The 17,008-nt window shown below is 73.0% G+C and carries 15 protein-coding genes; 12 read left to right on the forward strand and 3 right to left on the reverse strand.

Annotated features, from left to right (window positions below):
- Window positions 1-411: 411 nt before the first annotated feature.
- The 8 genes from ACFWXO_RS10865 to ACFWXO_RS10900 all read left to right on the forward strand — a co-directional run bounded on the left by ACFWXO_RS10865 (window position 412) and on the right by ACFWXO_RS10900 (window position 9,783).
- On the forward strand, window positions 412-1,602 hold the full coding sequence (locus ACFWXO_RS10865) for an ROK family transcriptional regulator (RefSeq protein WP_375888260.1): 1,191 nt from the start codon (window positions 412-414) through the stop codon (window positions 1,600-1,602).
- Window positions 1,603-1,753: 151 nt separating this feature from the next.
- Window positions 1,754-3,109 carry an ABC transporter substrate-binding protein gene (locus ACFWXO_RS10870; protein ID WP_380523230.1) on the forward strand — a complete coding sequence of 452 codons (1,356 nt, stop codon included), beginning with the start codon at window positions 1,754-1,756 and terminating at the stop codon, window positions 3,107-3,109.
- Between the two features lie 24 nt (window positions 3,110-3,133).
- Window positions 3,134-4,132, forward strand: coding sequence for a carbohydrate ABC transporter permease (locus ACFWXO_RS10875; RefSeq protein WP_375888255.1), 999 nt, complete (start codon window positions 3,134-3,136; stop codon window positions 4,130-4,132).
- Window positions 4,133-4,152: 20 nt separating this feature from the next.
- Window positions 4,153-5,055, forward strand: coding sequence for a carbohydrate ABC transporter permease (locus ACFWXO_RS10880; protein ID WP_375888253.1), 903 nt, complete (start codon window positions 4,153-4,155; stop codon window positions 5,053-5,055).
- On the forward strand, window positions 5,055-6,344 hold the full coding sequence (locus tag ACFWXO_RS10885) for a 6-phospho-beta-glucosidase (protein WP_375888251.1): 1,290 nt from the start codon (window positions 5,055-5,057) through the stop codon (window positions 6,342-6,344). The genes ACFWXO_RS10880 and ACFWXO_RS10885 overlap by 1 nt, the downstream gene beginning before the upstream one ends.
- 83 nt (window positions 6,345-6,427) lie before the next feature.
- Window positions 6,428-7,447, forward strand: coding sequence for an N-acetylglucosamine kinase (locus ACFWXO_RS10890; protein ID WP_380523231.1), 1,020 nt, complete (start codon window positions 6,428-6,430; stop codon window positions 7,445-7,447).
- Between the two features lie 168 nt (window positions 7,448-7,615).
- Complete coding sequence (locus tag ACFWXO_RS10895; RefSeq protein WP_380523232.1) at window positions 7,616-8,290, forward strand: hypothetical protein; 675 nt, start codon at window positions 7,616-7,618, stop codon at window positions 8,288-8,290.
- Between the two features lie 383 nt (window positions 8,291-8,673).
- Window positions 8,674-9,783, forward strand: coding sequence for a hypothetical protein (locus ACFWXO_RS10900; protein ID WP_380523234.1), 1,110 nt, complete (start codon window positions 8,674-8,676; stop codon window positions 9,781-9,783).
- A gap of 258 nt (window positions 9,784-10,041) precedes the next feature.
- On the opposite strand, the gene ACFWXO_RS10905 is transcribed toward ACFWXO_RS10900, so the two are convergent.
- Window positions 10,042-10,698 carry a response regulator gene (locus tag ACFWXO_RS10905; protein WP_380407619.1) on the reverse strand — a complete coding sequence of 219 codons (657 nt, stop codon included), beginning with the start codon at window positions 10,696-10,698 and terminating at the stop codon, window positions 10,042-10,044.
- Window positions 10,695-11,906 (reverse strand): sensor histidine kinase, encoded by a 1,212-nt coding sequence (locus ACFWXO_RS10910; protein ID WP_380523235.1) that lies wholly within the window; start codon window positions 11,904-11,906, stop codon window positions 10,695-10,697. The genes ACFWXO_RS10905 and ACFWXO_RS10910 overlap by 4 nt, the downstream gene beginning before the upstream one ends.
- A 134-nt stretch (window positions 11,907-12,040) precedes the next feature.
- On the opposite strand from ACFWXO_RS10910, the gene ACFWXO_RS10915 reads away from it, so the two are divergent.
- Both ACFWXO_RS10915 and ACFWXO_RS10920 read left to right on the forward strand, forming a co-directional pair.
- On the forward strand, window positions 12,041-12,952 hold the full coding sequence (locus ACFWXO_RS10915; protein WP_380523236.1) for an ABC transporter ATP-binding protein: 912 nt from the start codon (window positions 12,041-12,043) through the stop codon (window positions 12,950-12,952).
- Entirely contained in the window at window positions 12,949-13,809 is an 861-nt protein-coding gene (locus tag ACFWXO_RS10920) for an ABC transporter permease subunit (protein ID WP_380523237.1), read from the forward strand. The genes ACFWXO_RS10915 and ACFWXO_RS10920 overlap by 4 nt, the downstream gene beginning before the upstream one ends.
- Window positions 13,810-13,846: 37 nt before the next feature.
- Here the strand turns inward: ACFWXO_RS10920 and ACFWXO_RS10925 are convergent, their stop codons facing one another.
- On the reverse strand, window positions 13,847-14,620 hold the full coding sequence (locus tag ACFWXO_RS10925; RefSeq protein WP_380523238.1) for a tyrosine-protein phosphatase: 774 nt from the start codon (window positions 14,618-14,620) through the stop codon (window positions 13,847-13,849).
- A 169-nt stretch (window positions 14,621-14,789) separates the two neighbouring features.
- On the opposite strand from ACFWXO_RS10925, the gene ACFWXO_RS10930 reads away from it, so the two are divergent.
- Together ACFWXO_RS10930 and ACFWXO_RS10935 are read left to right on the forward strand one after the other, a co-directional pair.
- Window positions 14,790-15,614, forward strand: coding sequence for a GntR family transcriptional regulator (locus ACFWXO_RS10930; protein WP_380523239.1), 825 nt, complete (start codon window positions 14,790-14,792; stop codon window positions 15,612-15,614).
- Window positions 15,615-15,693: 79 nt separating this feature from the next.
- Window positions 15,694-16,809, forward strand: a complete 1,116-nt coding sequence (locus ACFWXO_RS10935; protein ID WP_380523240.1) for a PucR family transcriptional regulator — start codon at window positions 15,694-15,696, stop codon at window positions 16,807-16,809.
- Window positions 16,810-17,008 lie beyond the last annotated feature (199 nt).

Genomic DNA, 17,008 nt, shown 5'->3' on the forward strand with positions numbered 1-17,008 from the left:
CAGGTCGACTTTCTATTATATTTTCACCATATTATCACCCACACCCCTATTTGGTTTTTTTGTTTTTTTGCGGGCGGGCCCCCGCGCCGCCCGGGGGCCCACCGCAAGCAATTCAAGGAAGCCCTCAACGATCCAGCGAGAGCCCGAAAGACGACCTCCCCCATTTCACTTCGTTTCCATTGGTGTCGTCTCTCGGTGCGCCGAGGGGCCACACCGCAATCCCCTCTTCTTCAGGAGTCCCGCCCCCGGTTGGGTGGGGGCGGGGCCCGCCGTGGGTCCGGTAACGCTTCGGCATCCGAGGGTGTGGGGGGCATTGACACTGTGCTGACGGGGATCGTACGGTCCTGTTCCGAGCGACTGGAAAGTTTCCTAACAGTTCACGCAGGGGCGGCGGAAGGGGAGGATCCCGGCATGACCAAGAGCACCGCCAAGGCTCCACTCGCCGGTACGCCGAGCCTGTTGCGCGCCATCAACGACCGGGCCGCGCTGGAACTGCTGCTGGAGAACGGGCCGTTGTCCCGGACGCAGATCGGCGCGTTGACCGGGTTGTCGAAGCCGACGGCCTCGCAGTTGCTGTCCCGGCTGGAGGCGGCCGGGCTGGTGCTGCCGGTCGGGACGACGGAGGGTGGGCCGGGGCCCAACGCGCAGCTGTACCAGGTGAATCCGGCGGCCGGGTACGTGGCCGGGCTGGACGTCACCAACAGCGGGATCCGGGTCGCCGTCGCCGACATCACCGGCAACACGCTGACCGAGCACACCGTGTCGACCAAGGGCGTCCCGGCCGCCGGGACCGTGCCGCGGGTGGCCGCGGCCGTCGCCGAGGCGGTGCGCGCCGCCGGGGTGCCCGCGGGGGGTCTGCGGACGGTCGCGATCGGGCTCGGCGGTGCGCCGGACCCGGTCACCGGGAAGCTGCGCTACGCCTCGCACCTGCCCGGTTGGCACTCGCCGCGGCTGGTGGAGGAGCTGACCGGGGCGATCGGCGCGCCGGTGTCGATCGAGAACGACGTGAACCTGGCCGCGGTCGCCGAGCAGGTCTCCGGTGCGGCGGCCGGCTTCGAGGACTTCGTGCTGCTCTGGGCCGAGTCGGGGGTCGGCGCCGCGGTCGTGATCGCCGGGCGGCTGCACCGCGGCTTCACCGGCGGCGCCGGGGAGGTCGGCTACATGCCGGTGCCCGGCTCGCCGGTCGAGTGGGACGCCCGGCGCCGCAAGTTCGGCGGCTTCCAGGACCAGGTCGGGGCGGTCGCCGTCCGGACCCTGGCCCGCGAGCACGGGCTCGGCGCGCCCACCGCCGAGGAGTCGGTCGCCAAGGCCCTGGAGACCCCGGGTGCCGGCGACGCGTTCCTCACCGAACTGGCCGGGCGGCTCGCCGTCGGGCTGTCCGTGATCGTCGCCGTGGTCGACCCCCAGCTGGTGGTCCTCTCCGGCGCGGTGCCGAACGCGGGCGGCGAACGCCTGCGCGCGCTCGTCGAGGACGAACTGGCCCGGGTCTGCCACGCCCGGCCGGAGATCCGCAGCAGTGCCCTGTCCGGTTCGCCCGTCCTGCTCGGCGCCCTGCAACGGGCCCTCACGGACGCCCGTGAGGCGGTCTTCTCCACCCACTAGCGCTCCCCGCTCCCCCGCTCCCCCCGCTTCCCTGCTCCCGCCCCGCTCCCGCTCCCGCTCTCCAAGACGCCCTGCACCCACCTCTCCCCCAACCCCTACGCGGGCCCCGAGGCAATGACGCCTGTCCGCGCACCCCCAGGAGGACCTCGAAGTGCACGCCACCCCCTCCCGCAGAGGCCGCCGCACCGTCGCCGCCGTCGCCGGCAGCGCCGTCCTGACCCTGCTCGCCTCCGCCTGCACCGGTTCCAGCGAGTCCGGCGGCAACGACGACTCCGCCAGCGGCAAGGACGTCACCATCACCTTCTGGCACGGCTGGAGCCAGGACAACGAGGTGAAGGCGATCAACGACACCATCGCCGCCTTCGAGAAGGCCCACCCCAACATCCACGTCAAGCCGGTCGGCAACGTCGCGGACGACAAGGTCAACCAGGCCCTGCGGGCCGGCGGGGACGACGCGCCGGACGTGGTGTCCTCCTTCACCACCAACAACGTCGGCATGTTCTGCTCGACGAAGGCGTTCATCGACCTCAAGCCCCAGCTGCAGAAGAGCGGCATCGACGCGGCCAAGACCTTCCCGGCCGCGATGCTCAACTACACCCAGTTCCAGGGCAACCAGTGCTCGCTGCCGCTGCTCGGCGACGCGTACGGCCTGTACTACAACAAGAAGGCCTTCGCCGCGGCCGGCATCTCCGCGCCGCCGAAGACCTTCAGCGAGTTCGCCGCGGACGCCAAGGCGCTGACGCTCGCCGACGGCGACTCGTACAAGCAGCTCGGCTTCATGCCGCTGTACCACGGCTACGAGTCCACCACCGAGCACTTCCTCGGCCAGTACGGCGCCACCTACTTCGGCGCCGACGGCAAGTCGAACCTGGCCGCCGACCCCAAGGTCGCCGCGATGCTCGACTGGCAGAAGGGCATGGTCGACCAGCTCGGCGGCTACGCCAAGCTGGAGAAGTACCGCGCCACCTTCGGCGAGGAGTTCAGCGCCAAGAACCCCTTCCACACCGGTCAGGTCGCGATGGCCATCGACGGTGAGTGGCGGACCGCCTCGCTCGCCGAGAACAAGCCCGACTTCGACTGGGCCACCGCGCCGTTCCCGGTGCCGGACGACCAGGCCGACACCTACGGCCGCGGCTACCAGACCGGCACCATCGTCGGCATCGCCAGCACCAGCAAGAAGCAGACCGCGGCCTGGGAGTTCGTGAAGTTCCTGACCACCGACACGGACGCCGTGGTCAACTTCGCCAACGCCATCCACAACGTGCCGAGCACCTTCGACGCGCTGAGCTCGCCGAAGCTGGTCAGCGACCCGAACTTCAAGACCTTCCTGGACGTCGCCAAGAACCCGAACTCGGGCACCACCCCGGCCAGCGTCAACGGCGGCGCCTACATCGTCTCGCTGCAGAACCTCGGCTACGACTACGAGTCCGGCAAGCAGACCGACCTCAAGGCGGGCCTCGCCGCCACGGCCAAGCAGGTCGACACCGACATCGCCCAGGCGAAGTAGCGGGAACGGTCCACGGAGCACCCCATGTCAATCGCGTTCGGCACCCGCAAGGGCGCCGCGACCACCGACCCGGCGACGCCCTCCACGCAGCAGCTGCTGCGCCGGAAGCGCCGCCGGGAGGCGGCCCGCACCCTCGCCTTCCTCTCCCCCTGGCTGATCGGGTTCAGCGTCTTCTTCGTCTACCCGCTGGTCTCCACCGCCTACTTCTCCTTCACCCGGTACAACGGCATCGGCGCCGCGACCTTCAACGGCCTCAAGAACTGGGACTACGTCCTCAACCAGCTGCCGACCTTCTGGCAGGGCCTGCGCAACACCCTGTGGCTGGTGCTGATCATGGTGTCGCTGCGGGTCGCCTTCGGGCTCGGCATCGGGATGCTGATCACCAAGGTCAAGACCGGCGCGGGCTTCTTCCGCACCGTCTTCTACCTGCCGTACCTGGCCCCGCCGGTGGCCGCCACCGTCGCCTTCGCCTTCCTGCTCAACCCGGGCACCGGCCCGCTGAACCACCTGCTGGGCGAGCTCGGCCTGCCGCAGCCCGGCTGGTTCGCCGACCCGGACTGGTCCAAGCCCGCGCTCACCCTGCTCGCCATGTGGGGCATCGGCGACCTGATGGTCATCTTCATGGCCTCGCTGCTGGACGTGCCCAAGGAGCAGTACGAGGCGGCCGAACTGGACGGCGCCGGCCCGTTCCAGCGGTTCCGGTACGTCACGCTGCCGAACATCTCGCCGATCATCATGTTCGCGGTGGTCACCGGGGTCATCCAGACCATGCAGTACTACACCCAGGCGATCGTCGCCGGGAAGGTCGCCAGCGGCATCGCGGGCAACTCCGGCCAGCAGTTCGAACCCGGCTACCCCCAGGGCTCCACCTGGACCCTGCCCCAGATGGTCTACAACCTCGGCTTCCAGCGCTTCAACTACGGTGCGGCCTGCGCCGTCGCGATGGTGCTGTTCGTCATCTCGATGGCCGTCACCTCGATCCTGCTCCGCCGCAAGTCCGGCTTCATGGCGAGCGACGACTAGCGGACAGTGAGGACCCGACCATGACTCTCAGCTCCACGCTCCCGAAGCCCCCCGCGGGCGCCTCCCGCACCGGCACCGCGGCCGCCCGCGCCGCCCGGCGCCGCGCGCTCCTCAACTGGGTGGCGGTGCACTCGCTGGCGATCGCCGCCGCGCTGTTCTTCCTGCTGCCCTTCGTCTTCGTCTTCCTCACCTCGGTGATGAACGACCAGCAGGCGCTCACCACCGACTACTGGCCCACCTCCTGGAACTGGGGCAACTACGGCCAGGTCTGGCACACCCCCGGCTTCCTCACCTGGTGGCGCAACACCCTGGTGTACGCCTGCGCCGGCACCCTGCTGACCGTCGTCTCCAGCCTGCCGGTCGCCTACGCGCTCGCCAAGTTCCGCTTCCGCGGCCGCAACCTGGCCCTGATGGCCGTCATCGCGATGATGATGCTGCCGCCGCAGGTCACCGTCATCCCGATGTTCCTGTTCTGGACCAAGCAGCTGGGCCTCGGCGGCTCGCTCTGGCCGCTGATCATCCCGATGGCCTTCGGCGACGCCTTCTCGATCTTCCTGCTGCGCCAGTTCCTGCTGACCATCCCCAAGGAGTACCTGGAGGCCGCCCGGATCGACGGCTGCGGCGACCTGCGCACCCTGCTGCGGGTCGTGCTGCCGATGGCCAAGCCGGCCATCGCCGCCGTCGCCCTGTTCCAGTTCTTCTACTGCTGGAACGACTACTTCGGCCCGCAGATCTACGCCAGCAACAACCAGCAGGCCTGGACGCTCAGTTACGGCCTGGAGTCGTTCAAGGCCGCCCACCACACCAACTGGAACCTCACCATGGCCGCCACCCTGCTGGTGATGGCACCGGTGATCGTCCTCTTCTTCTTCGCACAGAAGGCCTTCATCGAAGGCGTGACACTGACAGGGGTCAAGGGCTGATGTCCGCACTCAAGTTGGCCATCGTCGGCGGCGGTTCGACGTACACCCCGGAGCTGATCGACGGCTTCGCCCGGCTGCGCGACACCCTTCCGGTCGGCGAACTGGTCCTGATCGACCCGGCCGCCGAACGGCTGGAGCTGATCGGCGGACTGGCCCGGCGGATCTTCGCCAAGCAGGGCCACTCCGCCACCGTCACCGTCACCACCGACCTGGCGGCGGGCGTCGCCGATGCCGACGCCGTCCTGCTCCAGCTGCGGGTCGGCGGCCAGGCCGCGCGCGACCAGGACGAGACCTGGCCGCTGGAGTGCGGCTGCGTCGGCCAGGAGACCACCGGCGCGGGCGGGCTCGCCAAGGCGCTGCGCACCGTGCCGGTCGTCCTGGACATCGCCGAGCAGGTCCGCCGCACCAACCCGGACGCCTGGATCGTCGACTTCACCAACCCGGTCGGCATCGTCACCCGGGCCCTGCAGAGCGCCGGGCACAAGGCCGTCGGGCTGTGCAACGTCGCCATCGGCTTCCAGCGCAAGTTCGCCGGGCACCTGGGGGTGGACCCGGAGCTGGTCCGGCTGGACCACGTCGGGCTCAACCACCTCACCTGGGAGCGCGGGGTCACCCTGCTGGACGGCCCGGGGGCCGCCGGCGGCCGCGAGGTGCTGCCGGAACTGCTGCGGGACTTCGGCAAGGAGATCGCCGAGGACCTCCACCTGCCGCAGGCCTTCGTGCAGCGGCTCGGCGTGGTGCCCTCCTACTACCTGCGCTACTTCTACCAGCACGACGCGGTGGTCGAGGAGCTCAGGGTGCAGGGCTCGCGGGCCGCCCAGGTCGCCGAGATCGAACGGCAGTTGCTGGAGCTGTACGCCGACCCGGCCCTCGACACCAAGCCGGAACTGCTCGGCAAGCGCGGCGGGGCCTTCTACTCGGAGGCCGCCGTCCAGCTGATCGCCGCCCTGCTCGGCACCGGCGGCGGGACCTCCGTCCAGGTCGTCAACACCCGCAACGACGGGGTGCTGCCGTTCCTGCCGGACGACGCCGTCATCGAGGTGCCCGCCGAGGTGGACGCCCGCGGCGTGCGGCCGCTGCCGCAACGGCCGGTCGAGCCGCTGTTCGCCGGCCTGGTCGCCGCCGTCACCTCGTACGAGCACCTCGCGCTCGACGCCGCCCTGCGCGGCGGCCGCGACCGGGTCTTCGACGCCCTGCTCGCGCACCCGCTGGTCGGCCAGATCGAACTCGCCGACCGGCTCACGGACCGGCTGCTCGCCCACAACCGCGAGCACCTCTCCTGGGCCTGAGAGCCCTCACCGGGCCCCCCGCGTGGGGGCCCGGTCCCCGGCCGGAGCTCGCGGCCGGGCCACGTACGAGCCGCGGGGACCTGATGACCCACCAGCCCGAACCACTCCTGCCCGGCGTCCTCGCCATCGACGCGGGCAACTCCAAGACCGACGTCGCCCTGATCGGCGCCGACGGCACCGTCCGCGGGACCGCCCGCGGCGGCGGCTTCGCCCCGCAGAAGATCGGCGGCGCGGCGGCCGTCGCGGGCCTCGCCCCGCTGGTCGAGGAGGCCGCCGCGGCGGCCGGATTCCCGTCCTTCCGCGGCGTGCTGACCAGCCACGTCAGCGCCTGCCTGGCCAACGCCGACCTCCCGGTGGAGGAGGAGGCGCTGCGCGCAGCCCTGGAATCGCACCCGTGGGGGCTCAGCAACACCGTCGTCAACGACACCTTCGGCCTGCTGCGGGCCGGCACCGACGGCCCGCGCGGGGTCGCGGTGGTCTGCGGCGCCGGGATCAACTGCGTCGGGCTGCTGCCGGACGGGCGCACCGCCCGCTTCCCGGCCCTCGGCGAGCTCACCGGCGACTGGGGCGGCGGCGGCGGACTGGCCGCCAGCAGCATGTGGCACGCCGTCCGCGCGGAGGACGGGCGCGGCGGGCCCACCGGGCTCGCCGCGGCCATCGCCGAGCACTTCGGCCTGTCCAGCGCCGGGGCCGTCGCCGAGGCCGTCCACCTCGGGCACCTGCCGGCCAGCCGGCTGCACGAGATCGTCCGGGTGCTGTTCGCGGTCGCGAACGCCGGGGACGCCGTCGCCCGGGAGCTGATCGACCGGCAGGCCGACGAGATCGTCCGGCTGGCCGTGGTCGCCCTCGGCCGGCTGGACCTGCTGGACTCCGCCACCCCGGTGGTGCTCGGCGGCGGGGTGCTCGCCTCCCGGCAGCCGCTGCTGCTCGACAACCTGAGGGAGCGGCTGGCCCGGGCCGCGCCGCTGGCCGAGCCGCGGGTGGTCGTCGCGCCGCCGGTGCTGGGCGCCGCGCTGCTCGGGCTGGACCACCTGGGCGTGGACGCGGCCGCGCAGGCGCGGGTGCGCGGGGCGTACGAGGCGCAGCCGGCGGTCACGGTCTGACACCTGGCGCCTGGCGCCTCGCCCCTGGCGTCCGACACCTGGCGCCTGCCCCCTGAACCTCCCGCCCCCACCGGACCCGCACGTCCGGCGGGGGCGGGAACCGTACGGTGCGCGCCGCTCGTGGTACCCGGGTACCGACCACCGCCGCCGCCCGGGGAGACTTGTGTCATGGCCGTGCCCCGTACCCTCCTCGCCGCCGCCGCCCTGACCGGACTCACCCTGGCCGGACTCACCGGCTGCACCCCCGCGGACTCCCGCCCGACGGTGACCGCCGCCTCCTCGGCCGAGGCCCTCGCCGACGAGGGCCTGGACGACCCGCTGCTGGACGGCGACGACGACTTCGCCGACGAGGAGGCCTACACCGCCACCGGCACCGCCGCGGGCACCGTCGCCGCCGCACCCGGCGCACCCGTCGACCCCGCCCCGGAGTGCACCGCGCCCGCCCTGCGGCCCGGCCACCAGGTGCTGGTCGTGGTCGCCGCCGGCCCGGCCGAACTCACCGCCCAGCCCGCCCAGTTCGCCTGCACCCCGCCCCGCTACGAGGCCACCGGCTCGCCCGTCCACTACGGCTTCGCGGCGGCCGGCGTCACCGCCACCCTGATCGACCGCCCGCGCGGGGAGAGCGCGCGGCCCGTCCACCTGGACGAACTGGTCACCCACCTCAACGACTGCCTGGCCGAACGCGACCCGGCCGATCCGTACGGCTGCCACGGCAACGCCTACGACGTCGTGCTGGACTCGCACGGGCGGATCATGCGCATCACGGAGGTCCGGGGCACGGAGCTCCAGGGCGCGGACGTCCAGGGCACGGAAGACCCGGAGGTCGAGGGCGCGCAGCGCTGAGCCGGGCGGCGGGCCGGGCCGGGGCGGGCCGGGGCGGGCCGGGGCGGGCCGCCATACGGTGTAGAAGGCCCCTTCAACTGTTGAGGCATGTCTTCGTCAAGCGCGTCAACCACCTGTCAACTGCGGGTTTTTGACGTTCAATACCTCGTCCGGGGCCGCTCTTGGGGCTGGTCTTACTCCCGGCGTCGTTGACCCGGTTTCCGCGGCGGTGCTTTGCTTCCCGCCGTCGGCAGTGAACCGGTCCCCCATCCCCGTTTCACCGACCGTCCCTGACGGGCGGTCGGTGGACACCGGCCTGCCGTCGTCGCTCCTCCCCCTTTGTCCCCCACGGTGTCGCCGCGCCCCCACCGGCGTGCGGTCGGCATGAGAGAGGAACCCTCACGATGGGCATCTCCCCCACTTCCCGCCGGGCACGGGTCCGGGCCCTGACCGGGCTCAGCGCGCTGGCGCTGGCCGCCACCGGCTTCGCCGCCGCGCCGGCCGCCCAGGCCGACCAGCCGGGCAGCGAGTTCGCCGGGCAGTCCCACCCGTACCGGCACGGCACCGTCCCGACCAAGGAGGCCGCCGAGCACGCCAACGCCGCCTCCGCGGCCGCGAGCCGCACCACCAACCTCAAGTACGGCGGCGGGGTCGACGGCATCGGCGTCACCACCGGCGCCCCGAAGGTGTACGTGGTCTTCTGGGGCTCCCAGTGGGGCACCGCGGGCACCGACGCCAACGGCTACACCACCCTGTCCGGCGACCCGTCCGGCGAGGCCGTCCGGGCGCAGCAGCTGTACAAGGGCCTCGGCACCAACAGCGAGACCTGGTCCGGCGTCATGACCCAGTACTGCGAGGGCGTCGCCAAGGGCGCCACCACCTGCGGCTCCACCGCCGCGCACGTCGGCTACCCGACCGGCGGCGCGCTGGCCGGGGTCTGGGTGGACAACTCGGCCACCGCCCCGGGCCAGGCCACCGGCAACCAGATCGCCAACGAGGCCATCAAGGCCGCCGGGCACTTCGGCAACACCACCGCGGCCGCCAACCGCAACGTGCAGTACGTGGTGCTCTCGCCGACCGGCACCCACCCGGACGGGTTCAACACCTCGACCGGCAACTTCTGCGCCTGGCACGACTGGAACGGCGACACCACGCTGACCGGCGGCGCGGCCACCTCCCCCTACGGCGACGTGGCGTTCAGCAACGACCCGTACGTGACCGACATGGGCACCTCCTGCGGCCAGAACTACGTCAACAGCGGCAGTGCGGGCCTGCTGGACGGCGTGACCATGGTGTTCGGCCACGAGTACGCGGAGACGGTCACCGACCAGAACCCGGCCGGCGGCTGGACCGACTCCTCCGGCTCGGAGAACGCCGACAAGTGCGCCTGGAAGGGCGTCGGCGGCACCGGCGGCTCGCAGAACGTGGCCTTCGCGACCGGCTCGTTCGCGATGCAGGGGACCTGGTCGAACGCGGTCAGCGGGTGCCAGATCTCGCACGCGATCGTCCACTGAGCGGTCGGGCACTGAGCGGTCGGGCACTGAGCGGTCGGGGACCGAACGGTCGGGGACCGACCGACGTCGCCTGAACGCCTCCGAACGCCGTCCCCCGAGCAGCGTGGGGCAGCTCGGGAGCTGACGGGACCGACGGATCGGACGGGCCGGAGGGGTCTTGTGCCCTGACGATCCGGTACGGGGGAAGCGCCGGGGCGGGCTGTGCGGGCCCGCCCCGGCGCTTCGCGCTGTCCGGGGCCGGCCACCGGGGCGGCACCGTCACGAGGGCGCGACGAGCCCGAACTCGTAGGCGTGGATGACCAGGTGGACCCGGTCCCGGGCGCCCAGCTTGGTGAACAGCCGGGCGACGTGCGCCTTGGCGGTGGCCACGCTGATGGTGAGTTCCTCGGCGATCTCCGTGTTGGACAGGCCGCGGCCGACCAGGGTGAGCACCTCGCGTTCGCGCCCGGTGATGCCCTCGGCGGACGTCCGCGGCCGGGCGGCCGTGTCTGGGCGGGCGGCGAACTCGCCGATCAGCCGGCGGGTGATGCCCGGCGCGAGCAGGGCGTCCCCGGCGGCGACCACCCGGACGCCGTCCAGGATGGTCTCCAGGGCGAGGTCCTTGACCAGGAAGCCGCTCGCCCCGGCGCGCAGCGCGCCGTACACGTAGTCGTCGTCGTCGAAGGTGGTCAGGACCAGCACGTGGGTGGGCAGGTCCGGGTCGGCGAGGATCCGGCGGGTGGCCTCGATGCCGTCCATGCCGGGCATCCGGATGTCCATCACGGCGACGTCCGGGCGCAGTCGGGCGACCACGTCGACGGCCTCGGCGCCGTTGCCGGCCTCGCCGACCACCTCCAGGTCGGGGGCGTCGGCGATGAGCACGCGCAGGCCGGTGCGGATCAGCGGCTGGTCGTCGACCAGGACGACGCGGATCACGGTCCCACCTCCAGGGGGGTCGGTTCGGGGCTCCCGGCGGGCACGGCCGGGAGCGGCAGCAGGGCGGCCACCCGGAAGCCGCCGCCGGGGCGCGGGCCGGCGCTGAACTCGCCGTCCAGCAGGGCGACCCGCTCGCGCATCCCGGCCAGGCCGTAGCCGGTGCCGGGGGTGGCCGTGGGCGTGCCGGCGCCGAGGTCGACGACGGTGACGGCGAGGTGCTCGGGCGCGTACGCGACGGTGACGTGGCAGTCCCGGGTGCCGGAGTGCTTGACCACGTTGGTGACCGCCTCCTGGACGATCCGGTAGGCGGCGAGGTCCACCTCGGGCGGCAGCGCCCGGGCCTCGCCGCTGCGGCTGAGCGCGACCCGCACCCCGGCGCCGGCCGCCTTCTCCCGCATCCGCTCCAACTCGTCCAGCCCGGGCGCCACTTCGAGCGGTGCGGACTCGCCCTCGCCCTGCCGCAGCGCGCCGAGCATCCGGCGCAGCCCGGCCAGGGTCTCCCGGCTGGTGGCCTCGATGGCGTTCAGCGCGTTGCGGGTCTCGGCGGGCTGGGTGTCCATGACCCGGCTGCCCATGCCCGCCTGGATCGCGATGATGCCGATGTTGTGGGCCACCATGTCGTGCAACTCGCGGGCGATCCGCAGCCGTTCGGCGGTGACGGCCTGCTCGGCGGCGCGGCCGCGCAGCGCCTCGGTGTGGGCGCGGCCCTGGCGGACGGTGTTGCCGATCAGCCAGGCGATCAGGACGGTCGCGGCGATGCCCAGGTAGGCGTACGGGTTCACCGGGTAGCCGTTGACGGCGCCCCAGGCGAACAGCGTGGCGAGCACGGTCAGCGGCATCGCCACCGCGATCGTCGAGAGCAGGCGGGAGCGGGTGACCACGCAGTAGCCGACCACCGCCTCGGCGATCAGGAACTGCACCGGCGCGGTCGCCGTGACCGTCCACATCCCGAGCGAGAAGACGCCACCCGCCAGCGCGACCGCGACCGCCGCCAGCGGCAGCCGCACCAGCAGGAAGGCGACCAGCGTGGTGACCACGGCGGTGACCACCAGGGCCATGTCCTCGGTGTTGCCGTCGTAATTGAACAGGTGGCTCAACTCGTTGTCCCGGGTGAAGAACCGGAACACCACGATGGACGTCCAGAACGCCGCCACCCACACGCCCGCGGGCAGGCGCCTGAGCAGCGGCGGGCGGGGTTCGGTGATCATGACGCGATGGTAGCGGCGGGCCGTCGGACGGCGCATCGGCCCGCGGGCGTAATCCCCGGGGCGGGGGCCGCCGCTCCCGGTTGTGGCCCGCCGCCCGATGCCCGATCACGCCCCCGACCGGCAGCGTTGTCCCCGTGATCGAGATCGAGCGACTGACCAAGCGGTACGGCGCCACCACGGCCGTCGACCAGTTGACCTTCACCGTCCGGCCGGGCACCGTCACCGGCTTCCTGGGGCCCAACGGCGCGGGCAAGTCCACCACCCTGCGCATGGTCCTGGGCCTCAACACCCCCACCGCGGGCGCCGTCACCGTCGACGGGGTGCCGTTCGCCGGCCGCCCGCGCGGCCTGCGGCACGTCGGCGCCCTGCTGGACGCCGGGGACGTGCACGGCGGCCGCAGCGCCCGGGCCCACCTGTCCGCACTGGCCCGCAGCAACCGGATCCCGCTCGGCCGGGTGGCCGAGGTGCTCGCCGAGGTCGGCCTCGGCAAGGCCGCGGACCGGCGGATCGGCGGCTACTCGCTGGGGATGAAGCAGCGCCTGGGCATCGCCGGGGCCCTGCTCGGCGACCCGCCCGTACTGCTCTTCGACGAGCCGCTGAACGGCCTCGACCCCGAGGGCGTGCTCTGGGTGCGCGGCCTGTTCCGCCGCCTCGCGGACGAGGGCCGCACCGTCTTCGTCTCCAGCCACATGATGGCCGAGATGGAGCACACCGCCGACCGGCTGGTGGTGATCGGCCGCGGCCGGCTGATCGCCGACGAGAGCCTGGGCGAGTTCTCGGCCCGGTACGCGGAGTCGAGCGTGGCCGTCCGGGCACCGGAACTCGCCCAACTGGTGCCCGTGTTGCGCACCGAGGGGGCCGAAGTCGGCCTGTCGGAGCCGCAGTTCGGTGTCGTCACCGGGATGGCCGCGGCCCGGATCGGTGAACTCGCGCTGCGCCACGGCGTGGTGCTGCACGAGCTGGCGACCCGGACGTCGTCCCTGGAGTCGGCGTTCATGTCCCTGACCGCCGACAGCGTCGAGTACCTGGCAGGAGAGAGCCGATGAGCACCACGACCCTGATCCGCACCGAGAGCGCCCGCTCGACGGAACCCGCGCCCCGGTTCACCGACCTGCTCGCCGCCGAGTGGATCAAACTGCGCTCGCTGCGGTCGACGTACTGGGTGCTGGCGCTGGCCTCGCTGGTCGCGATCGGGATCAACCTGAACGCCGTCCACTCCGACCTGACGTACATCGACCACCCGCCGCGGCCGATGCCCGGCTTCCCGCCGTACCGGTACGACGCGCTCTACCACAGCCTCAGCAGCACCGCCTGCTACCTGATGGCGATCGCGGCCGGCAGCCTCGGCGCGATCACCGTGTTCGGCGAGTACACCACCGGCATGATCCGCACCACCTTCGCGGCCGTGCCCGACCGGCGCGGGGTGATCGCCGCCAAGGTGCTGCTGGTCGGCGGGATCACCGCGCTGGCCGGGGCGGTGGTGTCCACGGTGTCCTTCTTCGGCGGCAACGCGATGCTGGCCTCCCGGCACGTCGGGCTCTCCATCACCGAAGGGGTCAGCCTCCAGGCCGTCCTCGCCTACGCGTTGATCGTGCCGGTCTGCGCGCTGATCGGGATGGCCCTGGGCGCCGTGCTGCGGCACGCCACCGCCTCGATCGTCTCCCTGGTGCTGCTGTTCTTCATCCTGCCGCTGATGTTCGGCGGGGACCGCTACCGCTGGCTGCACGAGATTGGCGCCCACCTGCCGATGGACACCGTCAACCTGCTCACCTACAACCCCGACTCCTCGACCACGATCAGCAAGTGGGCGCCGAGCGTGCTGGACTCCTGGATCACCATGGGGGCGTGGGCGGTCGTCTCGGTGGCGGTGACGGTGGTCGTGGTGCGGCGCCGGGACGTCTGACGCCCCCTCCGGTGGCCCCGGCCCCGGCCCTGGCCCGTCAGACTGCGGGGGCTGCGGGCACCGCCGCCTTGCTGCGGAAGGCCGCGAGGGTGGCGGCCGGGACGCCGCAGGCGGGGAGGAAGGCCTCGGCGCCGCCGTGACGGGTGCGGACGTGGCCGAGGAAGACCGACATCGCCTCGGCCGGGGCCTGGAGCAGCGGGGCGGGGATGGTGAGGGTGCGGCCCTCGGAGTCGGTGACGCGGGTGGCGGTGCCCCGGTCGTTGAGGGCGGTGCGGTGGCGCTCGGCGAGGTTGGCGAAGATCTGCGGGAGGGCCTCGGCGGTGCGGGCGTAGTCCTCGACGATCCGGTCGGCGGGGACGCCGAGGAGGTCGAGCAGCAGGGCGGTGAGCAGGCCGGTGCGGTCCTTGCCGGCGGCGCAGTGCAGCAGGACGGCGCCGGGGCGGGTGGTGGCCTCGACGGCGGCGGCGACGGCCTCGGGGGCGGATTCGGCGAGCAGCAGGTAGAACTCGCCGAGGTCGGCGGCGGTGGTCATGGTCGCCATGTGGGCGGTGAGGGCGTCGGTGGCCGGGTTCACCGGGGCGGCGACCACGGCTATCCCGGCGGCCTCGGCGGCGGCCCAGTCGTCGGGCCGGGTCTCGCGGGGGTCGCGCAGGTCGACGACGGTGCGGATGTCGCAGGCGCGCAGCTGGGCGACGACGGCCTCGTCGGCGGCCGGGAAGGGCTGGGCGGAGCGGTACAGCACGCCGGGGCGGATCAGCAGGCCCTCCGGGTCGCTGAGGACGGCGGAGTCGCGGAAGTTGACCAGGGACATGCGAGGGCCTTTCGGTGAAGCCGCACACGGGAGGGCTGAACGTCCAGTAGGACATCTAGACGTCTAGATGTCCAATTCCCCCGGCGGGCGCGGGGCACCCCTCCATCCCACCGCCGCCGGCCCGCCACGGCGACCCGGGGCGGGGCCCTCGGCTTCGTAGGATCGGTCCGTGGCGACGAACCCCCCGGGCACTCCCCCGGGCACTCCCCCGAGCACTCCCGAGAACCCTCCGAGCACTCCCCCCGACAGCCCGAACACCCCGGTCTACCGCCGGCTGGCCCGCCGGCTCCAGGACCGGATCGACGCGGGCGGCTACCCCGCGGGCGCCCGGCTGCCGAGCGAGCCGGAGCTGAGCGCCGAGTTCGGCGTGAACCGGCTGACCGTGCGGCAGGCCGTCGCGGAGCTGGAGCGGGCCGCGGTGGTGGAGATCCGCCGGGGCGTGGGCACCTTCGTCCGCCCGCCCGCCGTCCGGGTCTCGATCGCGGTGGACCCGCGCAGCCAGCGCTTCGACCTGGGCAGCGTGCACGAGGCCGTGCCGGCGGGGGGTCGCGGCGACGGCGAGTTCGTGGTGGCCGCCCCGCCGGTGACCGGCTCGGCCGAGGACGAGGAGGCGGCCCGCCAGCTGGGCCGGGCGCCGGGCGAGCTGCACCGGCTGGACTCGGTGATCCGCCTCGGCGGCCGGGCCCGGGCCGCGTGCAGCTACTGGGTGCCGTTCGGCCCGCTGCCCGCCGAGCTGGTACGGCCCGGCCACGCCGGGAACCTGGTGCTGGACCTGGCCCGGGCCGCCGGGGTGGAGCTGGAGTACGACTGGCGGGCCTTCGGCGCGATCGGCGCGGACCTCGCGGACGCCGAACTGCTGGGCGTCCCGGCGGGCACCCCGCTGCTGGTCCGCGAGGGGGTCAGCTGCACGCCGGACGGCACGCCGTCGCTGTACGTCCGGCGCCGGATCGACGGCAGCAGCGCGCGCTTCGTGCTGCACTTCCGCGAGCGGTAGCGGGAACGGCTCCCGGGCGTATGGATCCTGATAACGTTCAGCGCCGAAATCGCAGGCCACACGGGGGTTGGCAGTAACGGTGAACGAGACGGACGAGTGCGACATACCGAACGAGCTGGCCGAGGCGTACCTCGCCCTGCTCGCCGACACCTCCCGCACCGGGCGCCTGCCCCGCCGGGACGAGCTGGAGGCGCTGCGCCGGCTCGGCGAGCAGTGCGCCGAGGCCGGTTACGGGCTGCGCGAGGTGGTCTCGCACTGCCTGGCGGCGGCCCGGCGGGCCTGGCAGACGCTGCCGGGGACGGCCGCCGCGAGCAGTGTCGGCGAGCTGCGCCGGACCGGTGACGCGGTGCTGGCCGCCACCGACGCCGCGCTGGCCGCGCTGGGCGAGGGCCACGAGCGGTCCCAGCGCCTGGCGGTCCGTCAGGAGGAGGCGGCCCGACGGGAGTTCATCGACGACCTGCTGCACGGCCGCAGCGACCTGGGGCTGCTCGCCGAGCGCGCGGAGCGGTTCGGGCTGCGGCTGGCGGGCGCGTACACGGTGGCGGTGGCGGTGGGCGACGAACCGTTCGCGGACGTGCACCCGATGCTGCACCGGGTGGAGCGGGAACTGACCGGGCGCTTCGGCGAGCGGGACGTCCTGCTCGCCAGCAAGGACGGCCGGCTGGTCTGCATCGCCCCGGACTCCGAGCGGGCCGTGCTGGAGGCGTTCGCCGAGCTGACGCTGCGCCCCGGGCCCGGCTACCGGCCGGTGCTGCGGGTGGCGACCGGCCGCCGGCACTCGGGGGCGAGCGGGGTGCTGCGCAGTTACGACGAGGCGCTGGACGCGCTGGACTACGCGCAGCGACTGGGGCTGTCGGCCTGCCAGTTGAAGGCCGAGGAGCTGCTGGTGTTCCCGGTGCTGATGCGCGACCGGGCCGCGATGGCCGACCTGGTGCGCAGCGTCCTCGGCCCGCTGACCGAGGCGCGCGGCGGGGCCCGTCCGCTGCTGGACACCATCGCGGTGCAGGCGGAGGCGGCGTACGTGAACGCGGAGGCGGCGCGTCGGCTGGGGCTGAGCGTGCGCACCCTCGGCTACCGCCTGGAGCGGATCAAGGCGCTCACGGGCTACGACCCCTCGGACGCGTTGCAGCGCTTCACCCTGGAGACGGCGGCGATGGGCGCGCGGCTGCTGAACTGGCCGGAACAGCCGCTGTAGGGCTCCCGCGCCCCGCCTTCCGCGACGCGTCTCCCGGCCCGCCGAAACCCCGGGTGACCTGCTCAAGTCCGTTCTGTTGCCCGACCGTCACAGTGTCACGGGCAGCGCGCGTACCAGGGTGTCAAAAGGCCGTAAAGATTGCCGGATCCTGGCAATGTGCGAACGCCCCGCCCGCTGCCATGATCTCTGCGGCGCCGAT

The sequence above is a fragment of the Kitasatospora sp. NPDC059088 genome, assembly GCF_042738155.1.
Classification (GTDB): Bacteria; Actinomycetota; Actinomycetes; order Streptomycetales; family Streptomycetaceae; genus Kitasatospora.

Coding starts and splice junctions, on each gene's coding strand:
- ACFWXO_RS10910 (WP_380523235.1), bottom strand. CDS start 11,906: ATGATCACCGAACCCCGCCCGCCGCTGCTCAGGCGCCTGCCCGCGGGC.
- ACFWXO_RS10890 (WP_380523231.1), top strand. CDS start 6,428: ATGACCCACCAGCCCGAACCACTCCTGCCCGGCGTCCTCGCCATCGAC.
- ACFWXO_RS10900 (WP_380523234.1), top strand. CDS start 8,674: ATGGGCATCTCCCCCACTTCCCGCCGGGCACGGGTCCGGGCCCTGACC.
- ACFWXO_RS10885 (WP_375888251.1), top strand. CDS start 5,055: ATGTCCGCACTCAAGTTGGCCATCGTCGGCGGCGGTTCGACGTACACC.
- ACFWXO_RS10925 (WP_380523238.1), bottom strand. CDS start 14,620: ATGTCCCTGGTCAACTTCCGCGACTCCGCCGTCCTCAGCGACCCGGAG.
- ACFWXO_RS10875 (WP_375888255.1), top strand. CDS start 3,134: ATGTCAATCGCGTTCGGCACCCGCAAGGGCGCCGCGACCACCGACCCG.
- ACFWXO_RS10865 (WP_375888260.1), top strand. CDS start 412: ATGACCAAGAGCACCGCCAAGGCTCCACTCGCCGGTACGCCGAGCCTG.
- ACFWXO_RS10895 (WP_380523232.1), top strand. CDS start 7,616: ATGGCCGTGCCCCGTACCCTCCTCGCCGCCGCCGCCCTGACCGGACTC.
- ACFWXO_RS10920 (WP_380523237.1), top strand. CDS start 12,949: ATGAGCACCACGACCCTGATCCGCACCGAGAGCGCCCGCTCGACGGAA.
- ACFWXO_RS10880 (WP_375888253.1), top strand. CDS start 4,153: ATGACTCTCAGCTCCACGCTCCCGAAGCCCCCCGCGGGCGCCTCCCGC.